The organism is Mesotoga sp. Brook.08.105.5.1 (genome assembly GCF_002752635.1).
In the GTDB taxonomy this organism is placed as follows: domain Bacteria; phylum Thermotogota; class Thermotogae; order Petrotogales; family Kosmotogaceae; genus Mesotoga.
This window is the reverse complement of record NZ_AYTW01000015.1, coordinates 1-15,017: the sequence shown is the minus strand read 5'-3', so window position 1 is coordinate 15,017 and position 15,017 is coordinate 1. Positions and strand designations below refer to the sequence as shown.

Annotated in this window: 13 protein-coding genes; 8 read left to right on the top strand and 5 right to left on the bottom strand. The window is 46.9% G+C overall.

Annotated features, from left to right (window positions below; translation table 11 throughout):
* Position 1: 1 nt before the first annotated feature.
* The 7 genes from V512_RS06890 to V512_RS06860 are packed head-to-tail and all read left to right on the top strand — an operon-like array spanning position 2 to position 7,812.
* Positions 2-1,453 (top strand): glycoside-pentoside-hexuronide (GPH):cation symporter, encoded by a 1,452-nt coding sequence (locus V512_RS06890; protein ID WP_099829720.1) that lies wholly within the window; start codon positions 2-4, stop codon positions 1,451-1,453.
* Positions 1,454-1,457: 4 nt separating this feature from the next.
* Positions 1,458-2,369: a DMT family transporter gene (locus V512_RS06885; protein ID WP_099829719.1), complete on the top strand. Its 912-nt coding sequence runs from the start codon at positions 1,458-1,460 to the stop codon at positions 2,367-2,369.
* Positions 2,370-2,384: 15 nt separating this feature from the next.
* Positions 2,385-3,497 (top strand): iron-containing alcohol dehydrogenase family protein, encoded by a 1,113-nt coding sequence (locus tag V512_RS06880; RefSeq protein ID WP_099829718.1) that lies wholly within the window; start codon positions 2,385-2,387, stop codon positions 3,495-3,497.
* Between the two features lie 10 nt (positions 3,498-3,507).
* Entirely contained in the window at positions 3,508-4,338 is an 831-nt protein-coding gene (locus V512_RS06875; RefSeq protein ID WP_099829717.1) for a transketolase, read from the top strand.
* A gap of 4 nt (positions 4,339-4,342) precedes the next feature.
* Positions 4,343-5,323, top strand: coding sequence for a transketolase family protein (locus V512_RS06870; RefSeq protein WP_099829716.1), 981 nt, complete (start codon positions 4,343-4,345; stop codon positions 5,321-5,323).
* On the top strand, positions 5,304-7,337 hold the full coding sequence (locus tag V512_RS06865) for an alpha-glucosidase (RefSeq protein ID WP_207759742.1): 2,034 nt from the start codon (positions 5,304-5,306) through the stop codon (positions 7,335-7,337). The genes V512_RS06870 and V512_RS06865 overlap by 20 nt, the downstream gene beginning before the upstream one ends.
* A complete protein-coding gene (locus V512_RS06860) occupies positions 7,330-7,812 on the top strand; it encodes an RpiB/LacA/LacB family sugar-phosphate isomerase (RefSeq protein ID WP_099829714.1) in 483 nt (160 codons plus the stop codon). Before V512_RS06865 ends, V512_RS06860 begins: the two co-directional genes overlap by 8 nt.
* 1,785 nt (positions 7,813-9,597) lie before the next feature.
* Here the strand turns inward: V512_RS06860 and V512_RS06845 are convergent.
* From V512_RS06845 to V512_RS06830, 4 genes are all read right to left on the bottom strand, one after another.
* A complete protein-coding gene (locus V512_RS06845) occupies positions 9,598-10,002 on the bottom strand; it encodes a putative toxin-antitoxin system toxin component, PIN family (RefSeq protein WP_099829711.1) in 405 nt (134 codons plus the stop codon).
* Positions 9,986-10,234, bottom strand: a complete 249-nt coding sequence (locus V512_RS06840) for a toxin-antitoxin (TA) system antitoxin (RefSeq protein ID WP_099829710.1) — start codon at positions 10,232-10,234, stop codon at positions 9,986-9,988. Before V512_RS06840 ends, V512_RS06845 begins: the two co-directional genes overlap by 17 nt.
* A gap of 802 nt (positions 10,235-11,036) precedes the next feature.
* Entirely contained in the window at positions 11,037-11,300 is a 264-nt protein-coding gene (locus tag V512_RS06835; protein ID WP_099829709.1) for a hypothetical protein, read from the bottom strand.
* Between the two features lie 608 nt (positions 11,301-11,908).
* Positions 11,909-13,150 carry a 2,4-dienoyl-CoA reductase gene (locus V512_RS06830; protein ID WP_099829708.1) on the bottom strand — a complete coding sequence of 414 codons (1,242 nt, stop codon included), beginning with the start codon at positions 13,148-13,150 and terminating at the stop codon, positions 11,909-11,911.
* A 275-nt stretch (positions 13,151-13,425) separates the two neighbouring features.
* Between V512_RS06830 and V512_RS06825 the strand changes: the two genes are divergently transcribed.
* Positions 13,426-14,334 (top strand): LuxR C-terminal-related transcriptional regulator, encoded by a 909-nt coding sequence (locus V512_RS06825; protein WP_099829707.1) that lies wholly within the window; start codon positions 13,426-13,428, stop codon positions 14,332-14,334.
* A gap of 310 nt (positions 14,335-14,644) precedes the next feature.
* On the opposite strand, the gene V512_RS06820 is transcribed toward V512_RS06825, so the two are convergent.
* Positions 14,645-14,929 carry a hypothetical protein gene (locus V512_RS06820; RefSeq protein ID WP_133117326.1) on the bottom strand — a complete coding sequence of 95 codons (285 nt, stop codon included), beginning with the start codon at positions 14,927-14,929 and terminating at the stop codon, positions 14,645-14,647.
* Positions 14,930-15,017 lie beyond the last annotated feature (88 nt).

The following is a 15,017-nucleotide window of genomic DNA, read 5'->3' as shown; positions in this document are numbered from 1 at the left end:
AATGTCAGTTGGCAGAGAAAGCGAGAAAATTCCTCTTTTGAACAAGATATTCTTTGGCTCTGGCGACATCTTCGGAGGCGGTGCCTTCAACATAATCAACTTTTTTTACGCGATCTTTCTTACAGATGTGGTAGGTCTAGATATGGTCTTCGTCGCCCCTGTGTTTCTTGTAGGCAAGATATGGGATGCCATAACCGATCCCTTTATGGGAAGCATAACCGATAGAACTAGATCAAGGTTTGGAAGACGCAGGCCCTACTTTCTCGCAGGTATCGGTCTAGTCTTCATTTCATTTATGATACTCTGGTATCCTGTCGATTTCGATTCTCAGGCGGCAAAGTTTCTCTATATATTGTTTGCTTACCTCTTCTTCAATACAGTAGTGACCATGATCATGATCCCTTATCAGGCAATGGCGGCCGAAATATCGCTCGACTACAACGAAAGGACATCAGTCAACTCGATCAGGTTGCTCTTCTCGCTGGTCTCTTCGCTTGCATGTGCACTGGTTCCCATGATGATAGTCAACTCTTTTGAAGATATAAGAACAGGATATATAGCTATGTCCGTGGTCTTTGGTCTGATATTCTCACTTCCATGGATAGGAGTCTTCGCTTTTACAAAAGAGAGAAAAGACTTCTCTTCGGTTGAAGCTAACTTGAACCTCAAGAGCATGTTTGTTGAACCGTTGAAGCTCAAATCCTTCAGGTACCTTCTCGTAATGTTTCTGACGGCCTACCTTGGAATGGACATAGTCTCCATGATTTTTGCCTATTACATGAAATACTATATCGAGAAGCCAAACGCCCTGCCTCTCGTCCTTGGCGCCCTTTTGATCGTGGAGATCCTTTTCATACCTTTTTATGCCTTTCTGGCAAAGAAGAAGGGTAAGACCTTCTCCTTCATTCTAGGATCTTTCGTATGGATAGTCGGTTCTGTCGCTATCTTCTTTGTTCCCCAGAACGCATCCCTGCCGGTGGTCTTCTTTCTTGCGGGATTTGTCGGAGCGGGAGTATCTGCCGCGGCAGTTATACCACACACAATATTCGGCGACGTAACAGATGTCGGTGAACTGGCATATGGGCAGCGAAGAGAGGGAAACTTCAGCGGTCTCATAACCTTCACACGAAAATTCGCCTCCGGAATAGCCGTGGCGCTGGCGACTTTCATTCTTGGTGTCGCCGGTTATGTTAATCCCGAAAGAGTTGTGGAAGACGGTGTAACAAAGATGATAGAAAAGCCGCAGGGTGCTGCCGTGTTACTCTCTATAAGATTGATAATCGCACTCGTGCCTGTTATTCTCATGACCTTTGGCATTATTGCAGCAAAGAAATACCCGCTCGATTCTGAAAGCCACAGAAGGCTTATAGAGTATCTCAACAGGAAGAGACATAACGAGAAGACGACTATGAGCGATGAAGAGGTCGATGAACTGAAGAGGAGACTTATATAAACAGATGAGCGTCGGTCTTTTTCTATCGCTCCTGACATTGAGTCTTGTCTGGGGAAGCTATTATGTCGCGAACAGAGTCTCTCTCCAGTATCTCTCACCTTTCTTTGTGGGTCTAGTGGTCAGAGCAGTTACTTTCTTGCTTCTTATAATTCTAATGACCTTCAAGAGACAGGTGAAAGAGCTTTTCAAAGTGAAGGGAATACTTTCAAAGCTCTTGCTGATAGGTGTTCTAGGATTCTCTCTGGACATAACAGCTTTCATTGGTCTGAGACTTTCAAGTGCAGCAAATGGAGCTGTCCTACTAAAGGCTGACGTGCTCTTTGCGAACCTTATAACGATCTTCTTTCTTAAGGAGCGTTTCAGTTACCGCGACTGGCTTTATACGGGAGGGGTTCTCTTGGGTGTTGGCCTTGTTGTGAATATAGATCTTGTGAATTTCAGATTCGAAGGGATCGGAGACATCTTCTTTCTTCTGAGTGCCTTTTTCGTTTCTTTGAACGCCTTTGTGATAAAATCCGTGCAATTAGATAGAGTAAATCCGGCCTCAGACAATGTGGTAGCCTTTTACAACAATTTTATAACAATGGGAATCTTCGCAATAATTTTCTTCCTGTCGGACAAAGGTGCTTCTTTACCGACAGTTCGAGAGAACAGTTTTCTTGTCCTTCCATTACTGTACGCCGGAGCTATGCAGACGTTTATATACTTACTCTACTACTTCAACCTCAGAAGACTTCCAGTGTGGCTGGTTAAGATTACTCTTCTTATGATGCCCGTATTTGCGACTATTATAAGTTTCCTTTTGCTGAAAGAGGGTTTGAAGCTTATTCAGGTGCTAGGAATGATAATTGTTTTGATGTGTACCGCAGGAATTATCATAGAACAGAAGAGAAAGAAAGAGTTAAAGGTAACTTAGAAAGGGAGGTTTTTTATGGATATGAACTTCTTTCTCCCGGTGAAGGTAATATTTGGGAGCGGAAGAATTAGAGAACTTGGCTCACTCGTAGTAGGAAACAGAACTATGATCGTTTCAGATAGTATTCTTCTGGACCTAGGCTTTGTCTCTGAAGTTAAGGGAGAAGCCGGTAGAACCGATATTATAGAGTTTTGCGAAGTCGAACCGAATCCCAGCTGCGAGACCGTAGATAGAGCAGCGAAAATTGGCAGAGAACACTCTGTGGATACTATCGTTGCCGTCGGAGGCGGTAGCGTAATGGATACTGCAAAGGCTGTGGCCTGTCTGATGTCTAATACTGGAAAGATAAAGGACTATCTGGACGGCAGCAGAACCTTCACTTCCAGAAAAGTTAGACTGATATGTGTTCCAACGACTTCGGGAACGGGGAGTGAAGTAACCAATGTTGGAGTCTATACAGATAAATCAAGCGGCGTTAAAAAGCCGATGGTCTCGGAGTTCTTCTGGAGTGACTTTGCGATAGTGGATCCTGAACTTACATTCTCACTTCCAAAGAGCGTTACAGCCTCTACGGGTCTGGACGCACTTTCACATGCGATAGAATCCTACTGGGCTAAGTCCAGCCAACCCGTGAGCGAGTCTCTCGCTATCCGGGCGATCGATCTGATTATGAACAATCTGCGTAGAGCCTGTATCGACGGCGATAAAGAGTCCAGAGAGGGCCTTTCAATGGCTAGCCTTCTAGCGGGAATGGCCTTCAGTCAGACCAGAACGACTATCCTTCACGCGATCAGCTTTCCTCTAACAAACGTTTATGGCGTTCCCCATGGATTCGCCTGTGCCCTTGCAATGCCTGAGGTGCTGAAACTCAATTACAAGGTAATCGGCGAGAAACTTGACATTCTGATAAGATACTTGGGGTTCGAAGACGTTGGTGAGTTCGCAGTAGCCATAGAAGATCTGATGATCGTGGGAGAGGCTCCGAGAAAGCTATCTGAAATCGGAATCAGAGAAGAGGATCTCGACGGACTCGTCGATTCCTCGCTCTCCTCGCCAATAGCGAAACTGAATCCGGCAAATATTGGCAGAAAAGAGCTTAGAGAGATATTCGAGCATATTCTTCAGTGAGGTGGATAAATTGAATAAGGATGAGATTCAAGAACTTCAAAGAAAGGCAAGAAAGGTGAGGGCTCTGGTAATCGAAATGATCGGCCGCCTAGGCGTTGGCCATATAGGTGGAGCTTTGTCGATCGTCGATGCACTCACGGTCCTTTACTTCAGAGTGATGCAAGTTAGGCCAGAAGAACCTTCGTGGCCGGAAAGAGATCACTTTGTTCTCTCGAAGGGCCATGGTGGACCGGGCCTGTATGCCGTACTGGCCGAGAGAGGATTCTTCTCTACTGACCTCCTCTGGACTCTGAATAAGCCCGAAACACTATTACCTTCCCATTGTGACAGACTGAGAACCCCGGGAATAGATATGACGGCCGGCTCGCTTGGCCAGGGATTCTCTGCGGCAGTAGGTATTGCAATAGCCAAAAAGATCTCGGGGAACCCTTCGAGGGTCTTCACAATAATTGGCGATGGTGAGAGCCAGGAAGGCCAGATCTGGGAAGCTGCAATGCTCGCTTCTCACAGAAAACTGGATAATCTAATTGCGATGCAGGATTACAACAGAATGCAGATCGACGGAAATATCTCTGACGTAAATGGACTTGAACCTCTAGAAGACAAGTGGCGGGCCTTCGGCTGGAATGTGACTTCCATAGATGGCCACAATGTAGAAGAGATAACCGATGCGATCGGAAAGGCAAAAGAGCGACGCGATCGCCCTTCAATGATCATACTAAATACTATCAAAGGCAAAGGAGCCTATTTCGCCGAGGGTAAGCTTTCCAGTCACAACATGAAAGTGACCGAAGAAGAGTGGCAGAATGCTATCGTCGAACTCCAGAGGGAAGGAGTGTAGTTAAATGGAACTGTCAGGACGAGAGCTTAGAAGTGTTTACACGGAAAAACTAATGGAAATTGCTGAAAAAGACGATAGAGTAGTCGTGCTTGAAGCCGATCTTGGCAAGGCTTCGGGAACAATACCTTTTAAGGATAAGTACCCAGATCGCTTCATAGACGTCGGAGTCGCCGAAGCCAACATGATAGGAGTAGCATCTGGATTGGCCGTGATGGGTAAGATTCCGTTTGCCCACTCGTTCACTCCGTTTGCTACACGAAGGGCGTATGATCAAATTGCAATATCGGTTGCGTACGCCAGATTGAATGTCAAGATTGGAGGAACCGATCCCGGAGTAACGGCAGAGCTTAACGGAGGAACCCATATGAGCTTCGAGGATGCCGGTATCGTGAGAAATCTGCCCGGAATGATCGTGGTGGAACCAGCCGATTCGGTTCAACTTCTTTCATTGCTTCCCCAGATAATGGAAGTCGACTCCCCTGTCTATATGAGGCTCGATAGAAAGAACACAAAGCTCTTCTTCGAACCCGATACAGAGTTTACGCTTGGAAAAATCCATCAGATAAGGGATGGAAGCGATGTGACGATTATCTGCAGTGGAATAATGATACAGAGCTCAGTAGAAGCGGCAAAGATTCTCGAAAGAGAAGGTGTTAATGCCCGTGTTCTCAATATGCACACCCTCAAGCCGATCGACAGAGAACCGATACTGAAGGCTGCTGAAGAGACCGGTGCAATAGTAACGGCCGAAAACCACAGTATAATTAACGGTTGGGGAAGCGCGGTAGCCGAAGTTATCTCTGAGGATTGTCCGGTACCGCTTAGAAGAATAGGAGTCAGAGACCATTTCGGAGAGGTTGGAATGACCGACTTTCTTCTGAAGAAATACAAAATGACGGCCGAAGATATCGCGCAGGCCGCAAGAGATGCCATGGCATTGAAGTCAAAGGATGCAGGAGGTAAAGATGTTCAGGGTAATGAATAGCAAGAACAGGTTGCAGATTTATCTTGACGAAGTGCTGTTGATCGATCACTCGAGAGAGAGACCAAGTATCTTCCTGGGAAAGGGTAATGAGACATTCGACATGTATCACGGAAGCTTCGAAATTGTGGACGAGCTGGAAGAGAGGATCGCGCTTCGCGACTGGAGAGTGAAGGAGAATCTCCCCGAAGAAGTCGTTTTGATCTTTGGAAAAAATCTTGAAGAGATCGAAATAACACTCTCCTTCTTCGAGGGTCGAATGAAGATGGAGTTAAAGGGTAATAACTCTAAGGCCAACCGGTTATGGATAAGAATAATGGCCGAACCGGGCGAGCATATTTACGGTTGTGGAGAACAGTTCTCCGAGCTTGATCTCAGGGGAAAGAAGGTGCCTCTCTGGGTCTCTGAACAGGGCGTGGGGAGAAACAAGAAGGAATTGCTGACCTTCTTTGCCGATAAGCTCGAAAGGGCCGGCGGCGACTGGTACACCACTTACTATCCCCAACCAACGTTCGTTTCGACAAGAAGGTTCTACTGCCACGTAAATGACAGTCACTATATGAGATTTGATTTTTCCCATGACGATTATCATGAGCTAGAATGCTGGGCTATTCCAGAATCAATAATATTCGGGACGGGAAAGAGCCTTCTGGAAGTTCTCGAAAAACAGTCGGCCTACCTTGGAAGACAGCCGGAGCTGCCGGAATGGTCCTTAGATGGAGTCCTTCTTGGTCTTCAGGGTGGAATGGACATAGTGATGCCTAAAGTTGAAGAGGCTCTTAAGAGAGGGCTAAAGATTGCGGCGATATGGATTCAGGACTGGGAAGGTAAGAGAATCACTTCATTTGGAAAGCAGCTAATGTGGAACTGGGAGTACGATCGTACGATGTACCCGGACCTTCCGGCGCTTATAGAAAAGCTTAAGAATCGTGGAATTAGAGTCATGGGTTACGTAAATCCCTTTCTGGCGCTTGAAGGGAACCTCTACAAAGACGCATCGGAAAATGGCTATCTCGTAATGAAAAGCGACGGGAGCGAGTACCATGTGGTTATAACTACCTTTCCGGCAGCAATTGTAGATATCACAAATCCAGAAGCCTATGTCTGGTTGAAAGAGATAATCAAGAATAACATGATCGGTATTGGTCTCTCCGGCTGGATGGCGGATTTTGGTGAATATCTTCCCACGGATGCAGTTCTCTATTCGGGTGAAGATGCCCGGAGCTTTCACAACAGATTTCCGCCGATCTGGGCCAGACTGAATCGAGAGGCCGTTGAAGAGGCCGGAAAACTTGGAGAAGTCTTCTTCTTTACAAGAGCTGGATATACGGGAACTACCGCCTATTCGACTCTGATGTGGGCCGGAGATCAGATGGTAGATTGGAGCGTGGATGATGGACTTCCTTCGGTGATACCCGCAGCGCTCTCCCTGGGTTACAGTGGTTTCGGTCTCTCACATTCAGATACGGGGGGCTATACAACCATAAAGAATATAATGGGTAACGTAACTAGATCTAAGGAACTTTTTATTAGATGGAGCTCGCTTTCGGCATTTACGCCGGTAATGAGGACACATGAGGGGAACAGACCCGACGACAACTGGCAGTTCGACTCCGACGACGAGACTCTTCTTCACTTTGCAAAGATGAGCAGCATTCACCAGAAATTGAAACCTTATCTTAAAGAGCTAATTAGTGAGAATAGCACGAGAGGAATTCCGGTAATGAGGCATCCTCTTCTCCATTACGAAGGCGATCACAATTTCTACACGATGAAGTATCAGTATATGCTGGGGCCAGATCTTATGGTGATTCCAGTTATCGAAGAAGGTAAGAGGACACAGGAAGTCTATCTTCCCGAAGACGAATGGATAGATTTATGGTCTGGTAAAGAATACGGTCCCGGTAGATATGTCGTCGATGCTCCTCTGGAGACGATTCCTGTCTTCTTCAAAAAGAACTCGAATTTTGCCGGACTCTTCAGAGAGCTGGCGGATATTGGAGGTAAAGATGTTTGAAAAGAGAATAGTTATTGGTGCGGACAAGTCCGGTTTCCCCTTGAAGGAGGCCCTAAAATCCCATCTATTAGAGAAGGGCTACGAAGTCGAAGATGTTGGAATGCAGTCTATGGAAGATTTTCAGCCTTACTTCGAAGTTGCGCCAAAGGTTGCTAGAAAGGTCCAAGCTGGAGAGTTCGACCGAGGCCTTCTCTGCTGCGGTACCGGAATGGGAATGGCAATTGTAGCCAATAAGTTCAAGGGAATCTATGCAGCCGTAGTCGAAGGCAGCTACGCCGCCAAGATGGCAAAGGTAATTAACAACGCAAATGTCCTTACGATGGGAGGCTGGAAACTGGCTCCTCAAGAAGCGATAGATATGTTGGATCGCTGGCTGAATGCCAGTTTTACCGAAGGCTTTCCCGAAGACAGACAGGAATTCTTGAAAAATGCTTTTGGAAAAGTTAAAGAGATAGAAGAAGAGAATTTCCGTTAGGCATATGCGAAAAGGCTGTCAAGCGAGTCGATAGAGGGTAGACGTAAGAAGATCAAGATCTTTGCGCTCTTCCAACCTCTAGCCTGTCGCCTCTAACCTCTGCTCCTATCGTCGCGCCAGTTCCGCTTCGCGGGCAAAAGATCGATGGAGAGTGGAGCTGAGACAAAGAACATCGAGACGTTCGCTTCGCTCACGAGAAGGCGGGGAAAAATCCATCACTGCTGAAATAAGACGCAATGCCGCCTTCGGCGGGATGCAATTCGCCGAAGAGCAGCGGCGGACGCAAGGCTGGCTTCGCCAGGAAGTGATTCCCGGAGGAACGTCCGGGGAAGTGATGCGCCGAAAGATCACCGGCGGAGGCGATGCTGGCGCTTGCGCCCCAGGATGAAGCGAAAGAGCAGGAGTCGATCTCAGTTTATGCTGGTCACAAAGAGCCGCTGAAGGCTGTAAGCAGGGTAGAGCCATAATCCGTTGACCGTTCAAGAGGAAAAAATCTGTTCTTCGTTCCAGAGCGAGGATCTGTTCCTCGTTCTTGGAAAGATCACATTGTGAGAGGATGCAGATCCTTGCCAGAAGCCCGCCAGAATGACCGAAAGCAAGAAAAGACCGTCATCCCGTAGAGCCTGCCCTCGAATCTCCTCATTCTGTCATCCCGGTAAGTCTGGGTGATTAGAGCACCCATAAATCCCCCCCATTCTGTTATCCCGTAGAGCCTGCCCTGGAATTTGCTCACTTTGTCATCCCGTGATGCTTCTGCACGGGATCTGGTTTCTCTCCTTGTTCTTCGTAGTCTCGAAAAGGGTTTCTCTCGAAGCGAAGCTTCATCTCAAACTCAAAGTGACTTCTCGCTCAAAGAACCGCTGTGCGCTTAAGAACAAGAACCCGCTGGTCGCTGGAAGTTCCGCTGTACGCTTAAAAGCGGAGAACCCGCTGTACGCTGCTCAAAACAACGTTGTCCGTCAACGGTCCACCGTCCACCGAAGATCCGCTGTGCGCTTAAGAACGAGGACCCGCTGATCGCTGACGAAGACACGTTGGCCGTAAACGGTCCGCCGTCCACCGAAGAGCCGCTGTGCGCTTAAGAGCAGAAAACCCGTTTTACGCTGTAAATAGCCAGAACCCTGGACACGCCTTCAACGCTCTTTTTCATTCTTTGTCAAAGAAGAGAGAACGTCTAACGCAGAATCGTTCCCGCATCTTGGAACCGATTTTTCCTTTCGGAGAACGGTGAACCGATAACGGATAACCGTTCCTGCGACTTGCAACTTGTCCCTTGCAACTGTTTCAAAGACCGAGATCCTGGCCAGGAGAAGTTTCAGGATTACTTGAAGGAGTGTCATCCCTTGAGGCTGGCCTGATGAGCACATCTTCGGTCATCCCGTGATGAATTTGCACGGGATCTCGCCCGGAAGAGCCGCTTTGCGCTTAAGAACGAGGACCCGCTGAGCGCTGTAAAACATGGTTGGCCGTTGACCGTTCAAGATCATGAACCCATTCACCGAAAAGGCCGCTGTACGCTTTAAAGCGGTGAACCCGCTGAACGCTGTTTAGAGCCGTATTTGTTGAAATGAATACTAGATCTTGGAATACATCTGGGATAAAATCCTTGAGAGCATTTAGAATAGTGATTGCTCAATCTTCACCAGACTCCAGAACCGAGAGCCGATTTTTTAGCTCTTGTTCTTGAAACTTGCAACTTGCATCATGGAACTTGCAACTCTCGGTCTTGGAGAACGGACGGCGGACGGAGAACGGACAACGTCTCTTTCGCTCTTTTGCGGACCATCAAAGATAATCACTTAGGTACTGGGATGGGGTCTTGCAGTTAACATTGCCGCGCAGCGCACTTTGCAGACAAAGCTTGTCTCCTGTTATAAGCAAGGCATCACGGGCGCCCGCTAATGAGATAAAATGATTGTCCGGAAGATCTGTGCTGAAACTAATTAACTGGTAGTCATCGACAATCTCTACAATCTCAATATAATACTCTATGAAGTTGAAAAGACTCTCTAAATCAACGTTTCTGTACTTTTCCTTTTTTTTAAGTCTTGCTACGAACCTTCTCAACTCTTGTGGGAATATTACTGGTTCGATTACCCCCTGCTCGAGTGCCTTCACGACGACCATGCTGCAAGTCTTAGAGCCGAGTGCTGCTGAAATCACGACGTTTGTATCAACGACGACCTTCATCTTTCATCTCTCTTCTTACCTCGTCAAGAACTTCCAACCCTTCTTCTTCGCTGAGTCCAATCTTTCTGGCTTCTTCTTGGGCCTTTGAAAGATAGTAGTTCATCAAGTCCTCCTTAGAAACCGGTGATATCTTCATCACCGGAACGCCACGCCTAAGAATCAGAAGCTCCTCTTTTCCGTCAACAATCTCACTGAACCTGTTTCGAACGTCCCTAACATTAACCGTCTTCACAATCATCACCTCGATATTATTGTATCACTTATGTGATCCTTTGTGATACACAAGTACACACTAATCATCGATGAAACTAACTTCACCTCGCCATCTTAGCAGGGAGTTTAGGATGAGCGGCCATTCATTCCTATGGAAGTCACTAGTCATGGAATCCAGAAGGTCATTTGAAATAGTCATATTTTGAACTGAAGCTGGATTTGGATTGGCGTTGCGGGTAGAAAGATGCTAATCAATCTCAGATGACGGATCGTGGTTCTCCCGCTTTGGGCGAACAGCCGTTCGCCCCTACAAAAAAACTGTATGATCTTATGACATTGTCATCCCGGTAAGCCTGGGCGATTAGAGCACCCATAAATCCCCCCCATTCTGTTATCCCGTAGAGCCTGCCCTGGAATTTGCTCACTTTGTCATTCCGTGATGCTTCTGCACGGGATCTCGCCCTGAAGATCCGCTGTGTGCTTAAGAACGAGAACCCGCTGATCGCTGGAAGTTCCGCTGTACGCTAAAAAGCGGAGAACCCGCTAAACGCTGGAAGAGCCGCTGTGCGCTTAAGAACGAGAACCCGCTGATGGCTGTGAAATACAGTTGACCGTTGACCGTTCAAGAGGAAAAAAATCTGTTCTTCGTTCCAGAGCGAGGATCTGTTCCTCGTTCTTGGTAAAGATCACATTGTGAGAGGATGCAGATCCTTTCTGAAGCCCACCAGAATGACCGAAAGCAAGAAAAGACCGTCATCCCGTAGAGCCTACCCTCGAATCTCCTCATTCTGTCATCCCGTAGAGCCTACCCTCGAATCTCCTCATTCTGTCATCCCGTAGTGGTTCTGTACGGGATCTGGTCTTGAAAGCGCACTAAAGATCGAGATTCTGGCCAGGTACACGCCAGAATAACGGGATGCTATGTTTTCCACTAACCTGAAGCCTTCATCCCGAGTCAACCGTGTTGATCCCTTGTTTCTCATCCCGGAGAACGGTTCAACTGTGAACCAGCTTCTGTTGCTCTTTCCAACCTCCAACCTGCAATCCCCGACCCCGGGCTTTTTTTCCCTTACAACTTCCATCATGGAACTTGCAACTCTCGATGTTGGAGAACGGTGAACCGATAACGTATAACCGTTCCTGCAACTCGCAACTTGTCACTTGCAACTGTTTCAAAGACCGAGATCCTGGCCAGGAGAAGTTTCAGGATTACTTGAAGGAGTGTCATCCCTTGAGGCTGGCCTGATGAGCACATCTTCGGTCATCCCGTGATGAATTTGCACGGGATCTCGCCCGGAAGAGTCGCTGTGCGCTTAAGAGCAGAAAACCCGTTTTACGCTGTGAATAGCCAAAACCCTGGACACGCCTTCAACGCTCTTTTTAATTCTTTGTCAAAGAAGAGAGAACGGCTAACGCAGAATCGTTCCCGCATCTTGGAACCGATTTTTCTCTCTCGGTGGACGGCGGACCGTTGACGGACAACGTCTCTTTCGCTCTTACGAACCAAGAACAAAGCTCCTAGCTCCGGAACGAGGAACTTGGGCGCAACGCGTCGGAACCGATCTTCCGATACCGCTCTCTGCACGCTCTTATGAAGGAAGAACTGCTCCTGTTCCTAAAATGGAGTCCCTATTTTACTGTCCGTCCTGTATAAGAACGATGCAGGATGACATCCCGACATCTAAATCAGTGATTATGTGTGCTTTTCTTTGAGAAGTCCCTCTTCTTTTCTAACTTTCATCAGAGCTTCGGTGTACGGTTTGTTGTAAACACAGCAACCGACATTCATCTGACGTATAAGAAGCTCGATACAGTTGTCGCATGCAGTGCACCACTTTATTTCGTCTTCTCTACCTTCCATTAGTTTTGCCGGAAGGTAAGGGTCTGCAAAGGACTGTCTGCCCAGAGCTACCATATCTACGTACCCGTCGTTTACGTTCTTATTACCCCAGTACCTGAAGGTATTCTTTTCTCTCTCGACCGCCTGGAAAGAGTTCTTCCCGTCCCGGAAGATAGAGTATGCCGAGCCGATAACAACGGTTTCAGGCTTCAAGTTTTCTTTGAGGACCTTTGAGAAGTAATGATGGAGGTAGGCGTAGTCGGGTATCTTCCTATCTGGCTGTGATAGTGCAAGAGTAATCGACGGGCTTCCTGCAGATTGGAGAATGTAGTGCGCACCCCTCTCTTCAAGACCTTTGCAGAGCGCTATCGATTCGGTCAGATCCATAACTGCAGTGTCAGGCCCGGCGCTTCCGCAGCCTCCTGGAAAGCCTTCCCATACGGAGACTTTTGAACCGATTATGAAATTGGGATCGTTGACCTCTCTGACGACTCTTTCGATTAGTTCAAAGGCAAAGCGGCTTCGGTTTTCCCAGGAACCTCCATACTTCCACTTTCTATCATTGTAAGGGCGTAACAGCTGGGAGCCTAAATAGCCGTGAGAAAGCTTAAGGTCGACGCCATCGGCACCGGCATCGTGACAGATCTTTGCTGCCAGAACGAATTCGTCCAGAATCCGTTCTATGTCTTCCTCGCTCAGCAACTCTCCACCAAAACCGGCAAGCGGCTTCACGCAGACGCGCTTCGAAAAGGCTGGATGGCTTAACTCCCCCGAATGTGTTAGCTGGAAGATAAAGATAGTGTCTTTGTTGATGTTCTTCATTTTTCGAACAAACTTTGTCAGAGCCTCTTTGTTTCTAGGCATGATGCTGAGCTGAGTCTTTCTGCCGCGACTCTCGTAAGTAACTGTTATAGCTTCGAGGTCTATCAGACCGGCCTTGCCCTCGAAGAGTTTCCTGTAACGTTCGTAGGTCTTTTCGGTGGGATTTCCTTCTTCATCTGAATCACAGCATTCCATTGCGTTGATTACCATTCTGTTCTGAGCAACCCGGTTTCCGATCTTAATTGGTGTGAAGAGAACTTCCTTTTCGGACATAAAGCTATTACCTCCCTCGTTATATTTTCCCCGCGTCACAAAGCAAAAAGCAAATCCTCCGGTATCTTATGATAGTATTATTCGGATTACTGGTACAATACTGGTATTACTATATAGTTGTACCAGCATGAGACTGGCAGGTATCACCTGTGTCTATCATGTGATAGGAAACATGACGAATCACCTAAAAAGCTCACTAAATTTGATACTAGGCCATTGCCGTGGGATAATTCGAGTATTGTCTACGAAATAAATGCACCGAAGGAGCGTGTTAAATGCCAGGTCTTTTTTCGGAAAATACCAGTGAAGTGAAGAGACCGTTGACTTCTATACCAGGTATATATCTTTCCAGAGATTCGCTAGAAAAGTCTAGCATACTGAATAGCCGCGAGCTTCTGGTCTTCATTCTGGAGAGCATTCAGGACGGCGTCAGTATTTTGGATGTCGATATGAGAATAAGATACGTTAACAGCTCGATCAAGCACTGGTACTCCAGCAAGCGAGCGATTGTCGGTAGAAAGTGTTTCGAGATATACCACAACCGCAGTAGTCCCTGCGAAAAGTGTCCGGTGCTTCGAACGATGGAGAGCAAGAAGTCCGAAGTCGAGATCGTTCCATATCAGGCTCATTCGGTTAGTGACGGCTGGCAGGAGTTGTTTTCCATTCCGATCTTCAACAAGGACAACGAGCTCATAGCTCTTCTGGAGTACGTGCGAGATATTTCTCTTCAGAGATTTGTCGAGTACAAACTGATAAGCGTTCTTGACAGACTCGACACTATAGAGAAGAGGAACGACCTTCTGACCAGTCTTCTCAGGCGGACCGAAGAGGAAAAGGATGAGCTGGAGAAGACCATCATGGGCAATATGGAACGCTATGTAAAGCCAGCACTGGATTACTTGAAGAGGCACACCGACGAAAAGGATGTCGAGTTTGTAGAGGGTCTGATAAAGGAGATAATGCACCCTGTTACAAAAAAACACTCTTCTATTCTTGATAATCTCACTTCAAGAGAGATACAGATAGCAGAGTTCATAAGAGAAGGAAAGACCAGCAAAGAGATAGCCGAAATTCTCAGTGTAACCAAGAAGACCGTGGACTTCCACAGGGCTAATATCCGAAAGAAACTTCCCATAAAAGACAATAAAGTGAACCTGAGATCGTATCTGCTTTCTCATCAATGATTTCCGATATACTCCAGCTAGACGGAAAGGAGGCGATTCTTCTGAAAGCGATCAGGTTTCCTTTAATACTCTTAATAGTTGTCCTTTCTTCGGTTCTGATTTTTGGTCAGGCTGTCGATACAACTCAACGCCGTTATTGATACAGAAGTCTCGTTCATGAGTGAAGGCGGTTTGATCCGCGGGAATATCTCACTGCCTGTAACAGAACTCCCGGATATACCCTTGAGTTTATCACTTAATCTTCTGAAAACAGCTAAACAAGCGAAAGTATTTTTAGAAACGAAGAATTTTGCCACTACAAACTCTGTATTCAGAGAGTGAGTTCTTCTTGAGGCGTTACCTTGTCGGGTTGTGTTATCTTCATTAATGAAAGAATCTTCGAAGCAAGGGGTAGTGATTTGGCTTTCATGTAGTAACTTTGCTCACCATGGCTGAACTTCATCACTTTGAGTGAGTTTATCGCTCGTTGTATCTCCTGGGTTGAAGTGTGTATTCCTTTCTTTCTCATTCTGAACTCAAGCTCTCTTTGCACCAAGAATGCAAGGAAACATACAACGAAATGACCCTTTATCCTTCTTGGTGTCCAGTGGAACATCGGTCTCACTTCATTTCTGGCATGTCTCTACCTTCGAGTATTGATGCTCGCATTCCCCTGAGTGCATAAGTTGCAGGGGATAGTTTAC

Excerpts from the sequence above, each read along its gene's own strand:
- V512_RS06825 (WP_099829707.1), top strand. The coding sequence starts at position 13,426 with ATGCCAGGTCTTTTTTCGGAAAATACCAGTGAAGTGAAGAGACCGTTG.
- V512_RS06870 (WP_099829716.1), top strand. The coding sequence starts at position 4,343 with ATGGAACTGTCAGGACGAGAGCTTAGAAGTGTTTACACGGAAAAACTA.
- V512_RS06820 (WP_133117326.1), bottom strand. The coding sequence starts at position 14,929 with ATGTTCCACTGGACACCAAGAAGGATAAAGGGTCATTTCGTTGTATGT.
- V512_RS06860 (WP_099829714.1), top strand. The coding sequence starts at position 7,330 with ATGTTTGAAAAGAGAATAGTTATTGGTGCGGACAAGTCCGGTTTCCCC.
- V512_RS06885 (WP_099829719.1), top strand. The coding sequence starts at position 1,458 with ATGAGCGTCGGTCTTTTTCTATCGCTCCTGACATTGAGTCTTGTCTGG.
- V512_RS06890 (WP_099829720.1), top strand. The coding sequence starts at position 2 with ATGTCAGTTGGCAGAGAAAGCGAGAAAATTCCTCTTTTGAACAAGATA.
- V512_RS06880 (WP_099829718.1), top strand. The coding sequence starts at position 2,385 with ATGGATATGAACTTCTTTCTCCCGGTGAAGGTAATATTTGGGAGCGGA.
- V512_RS06835 (WP_099829709.1), bottom strand. The coding sequence starts at position 11,300 with ATGATGGAAGTTGTAAGGGAAAAAAAGCCCGGGGTCGGGGATTGCAGG.
- V512_RS06845 (WP_099829711.1), bottom strand. The coding sequence starts at position 10,002 with ATGAAGGTCGTCGTTGATACAAACGTCGTGATTTCAGCAGCACTCGGC.
- V512_RS06830 (WP_099829708.1), bottom strand. The coding sequence starts at position 13,150 with ATGTCCGAAAAGGAAGTTCTCTTCACACCAATTAAGATCGGAAACCGG.
- V512_RS06865 (WP_207759742.1), top strand. The coding sequence starts at position 5,304 with ATGTTCAGGGTAATGAATAGCAAGAACAGGTTGCAGATTTATCTTGAC.